The sequence below is a fragment of the Duganella vulcania genome, from assembly GCF_009857655.1.
GTDB lineage: Bacteria > Pseudomonadota > Gammaproteobacteria > Burkholderiales > Burkholderiaceae_D > Rugamonas > Rugamonas vulcania.
The window spans coordinates 1-3,075 of sequence record NZ_WWCX01000205.1; the positions used below are offsets into that span (position 1 = coordinate 1).

The 3,075-nt window shown below is 69.8% G+C and carries 3 protein-coding genes and 1 pseudogene; 3 read left to right on the plus strand and 1 reads right to left on the minus strand.

The window, feature by feature from the left end; all coding sequences use genetic code 11:
* Together GTP90_RS35210 and GTP90_RS35215 are read left to right on the plus strand one after the other, a co-directional pair.
* Window positions 1-245, plus strand: a pseudogene (locus GTP90_RS35210) (hypothetical protein); the annotation flags it as partial.
* A 54-nt stretch (window positions 246-299) separates the two neighbouring features.
* Window positions 300-674, plus strand: a complete 375-nt coding sequence (locus GTP90_RS35215; RefSeq protein WP_161087859.1) for a TraR/DksA family transcriptional regulator — start codon at window positions 300-302, stop codon at window positions 672-674.
* Between the two features lie 21 nt (window positions 675-695).
* Here GTP90_RS35215 and GTP90_RS35220 read toward each other — a convergent pair whose 3' ends face one another.
* Window positions 696-1,055, minus strand: a complete 360-nt coding sequence (locus GTP90_RS35220; RefSeq protein ID WP_161087860.1) for a hypothetical protein — start codon at window positions 1,053-1,055, stop codon at window positions 696-698.
* A 239-nt stretch (window positions 1,056-1,294) separates the two neighbouring features.
* On the opposite strand from GTP90_RS35220, the gene GTP90_RS35225 reads away from it, so the two are divergent.
* Window positions 1,295-2,935: an EAL domain-containing protein gene (locus GTP90_RS35225; protein ID WP_254452193.1), complete on the plus strand. Its 1,641-nt coding sequence runs from the start codon at window positions 1,295-1,297 to the stop codon at window positions 2,933-2,935.
* The last annotated feature ends 140 nt before the right edge of the window (window positions 2,936-3,075 follow it).

Sequence of the window (3,075 nt, forward strand, 5' to 3'; positions counted from 1 at the left end):
GCCTGTACCTGGACAGCGCGCGCCTGGCCGCCGCCGGCCTGGGCGGCGCGCAGCAGCAGTTGCTGGACCTGGCCCGGCGCGCCGAGGACGCCATCGCCCGCATCGACCGCGTCAAGGACATGATCGACCTGACCGCCGAGCTGCTGGCGCTGGGCGCGGCGCTCGCCACCGGCAAGCCGGACCACCTGGCCGCGCCGCTGGAAAAACTCAAGCACCACCTGGCCGCGCTGCCCGCGCCGGGCTGAGCCCGCCGAACAAAATCGCGCCGCACCGGTCCAACACCGCAAGGAGTGGGCGGCATGAACGGACTCGACGACATTGAATGGACGGCCCTGCGCGAGCGGCTGGAACGCGCGCGCGCCGCCCTGCTCAGCCAGCTGGCGGACGACCTCGACCGCAGCGCCGACGTGCGCGCGCCGGCCCCGCACGAGGTGGAGGCCTCGCCGGCCGACAACGCCAGCCAGCGCACCCTCAACGCGCTGGTGCACGAGGCGGCCGAACACACGGCGCGCCAGCTGCACATCGTGCGCCATGCGCTGGCCAAGTTCGACGATCAACGCTATGGATTGTGCGAGCGTTGCGGCGAGCTGATCGGCTACTCGCGGCTCAACGCGCGGCCGGAGGCGCGGCTGTGCATCGCCTGCCAGACGCTGCAGGAGCAGCGCCGCCGCTGACCGCGCAGAGGTCAGTGGGCGTCAGTTGGCGTCCTGCCAGGGCTGGTTGCGGATCTTGGCCACCTGGCGCTGCGCCAGCAGGCGCCACAGCTGCAGCGCGTCGGCCTGGGCCAGCGTCATCACGCGCGGGCCGGCCAGCGCGATCTCGCAATCGCGGTCCGACCATTCGGCAAAGCGCACGCCGCCGCCGGTGGAGACTTCGACTTCATACATCAAGCCGTCGTCATAGCCGAAGCGCAGCACGGCGCTGCCGGGGCCGCCATCGGGCGCGGCGGTCTTGCCGCTGTAGACCTCGGCCAGGGCCGCCGCCATCTGGGCCTCGGACGGCGCCGCCACATCGCGGCCGTCTGGACGAGTGAGCATTACCCATGCGTGTGCCATTGCCGCATCTCCCCATTACAACGCGTTAGTCCGACGGCTGCCAGGTGTTTTGATTGTAGCGACTATCCGGCCCGAAAAGTCTGGCCGCACCAGCATAGTCTCCGATAAGCAACAACGCAGCGCAAGCCCGGCGTGGTGCTGTACGGAAAAACACCGCACGTGCGGCAACGTCAATGGCGAGGTCGTATAATCGGTTCAGGGTTTTCGATATCCACCTGCTATCATTTCGCTAGGCGCCCATGCAAGCAGCCCCGCACACGAAGGATCTCCCGGCGATGACCACCGCGCTGGAACAGGCGCTGGCGCAGGACCAGCTGCGCCTGCTTTACCAGCCGCTGGTGGACCTGCAAAGCGGCGCGGTGATCAGCCTGGAGGCGCTGGTGCGCTGGCAGCATCCCGATCAAGGGTTGCTGGCGGCCCACGTCTTCCTGCCGCAGGCCGACGCCGCCGGCATGACGGCCGCCATCGGCCTGTGGGTGCTGCGGCGCGCCTGCGGCGACCTGCAGGCCTGGCGGCGCGGCGGCCAGAACGGCCTGCGGGTGGCGATCAATGTCTCGCCCAGCCAGTTCCGCGACCCGGCCTTCGGCGCCGCGGTGGCCGCCATGCTTGACGAGTGCGCCATCGCGCCGGGCACGCTGACGCTGGAGATCACCGAGACCGCGCTGACCGAGGCCGGTGACGGCTGCGACGACGTGCTGGCCGGCTTCAAGGCGCGCGGCCTGAGCCTGACGCTGGACGACTTCGGCACCGGCCACGGCTCGCTCAGCAGCCTGAAGCGCTATCCCTTCGACGCCATCAAGATCGACGCCGACTACATCCGCAACGTGGTCCACGACAGCCACGACGCCGCCATGGCCAAGAGCATCATCTCCATGGGCCACAACCTGGGCATGAAGGTGGTGGCCGAGGGCGTGGAGACGGAAAGCCAGTGCGACTTCCTGCGCCGGAACATGTGCGACCAGATCCAGGGCTACTTCTTCGCGCCGCCGCTCGACTCCACCGAGCTGCACCAGCTGCTGGCCAGCGGCCACGCGCTGCCGCCCCACCTGCTGCGCATGCACCGGCCGCCGCGCCGGCTGCTGCTGGTGGACGACGAGCCCAACATCCTGGCCGCGCTCAAGCGCCTGCTGCGCGCCGACCAGTACCAGATCTTCACCGCCGGCGACGGCCCGCAGGGCCTGGCGCTGCTGGCCCAGCAGACGGTCGACGTGATCGTCTCCGACCAGCGCATGCCCGGCATGCTGGGCGCGGACTTCCTGCGCAAGGCGCGCGAACTGGCGCCGGACACCATCCGCATCATGTTGTCCGGCTACACCGAGCTGCAGTCGGTGACCGACGCCGTCAACGAGGGCGCGATCTACAAGTTCCTGACCAAGCCGTGGGAGGACGAACAGCTGCGCGGCCACATCGCCGAGGCCTTCCGCGTCAAGGAAATCGCCGACGACAACCTGCGCCTGCACCTGGAGGTGCGCAGCGCCAACCAGGAGCTGGCCGCGGCCAACCGCCGCATGGAACAGCTGCTGCTGGAGAAGCAGCGCCAGATCAGCCGCGACGAGATCAGCCTGAGCGTGGCGCGCGAACTGCTGCAGCACCTGCCGCTGCCGGTGATCGGCATGGACGACAGCGGCATGATCGCCTTCATCAACGGCGCCGCCGCCGGCCTGTTCCGCCACAGCGGCGGCCTGCTGGGCAACGAGGCCAGCCTCGTGCTGCCCGAACTGTTTCCGGCCGAGGCCGATGATGGCGGCGCCGGCCTGCCGCACCGCCACCTGGCCGACATCGACGGCCAGCGCTACGCCGTGATGTGCTACCCGATGGGCGAGCACTCGGCCTCGCGCGGCAGCCTGATCACCCTTAGCACCGTGGAGCCCGATAAATGAGCAACACCGCCACCCCCAATGAAATCGACCTGCAGCAGGCGGCCGAAGGCATGGTCCTGGCCGCCGCGCTGCTCGACGCCCACGGCGGCGTGCTGCTGCCGCAGGACGCCACGCTGACCGCGGCCACGCTGGCCGCGCTG

Coding starts and splice junctions, on each gene's coding strand:
- GTP90_RS35215 (WP_161087859.1), top strand. CDS start 300: ATGAACGGACTCGACGACATTGAATGGACGGCCCTGCGCGAGCGGCTG.
- GTP90_RS35220 (WP_161087860.1), bottom strand. CDS start 1,055: ATGGCACACGCATGGGTAATGCTCACTCGTCCAGACGGCCGCGATGTG.
- GTP90_RS35225 (WP_254452193.1), top strand. CDS start 1,295: ATGCAAGCAGCCCCGCACACGAAGGATCTCCCGGCGATGACCACCGCG.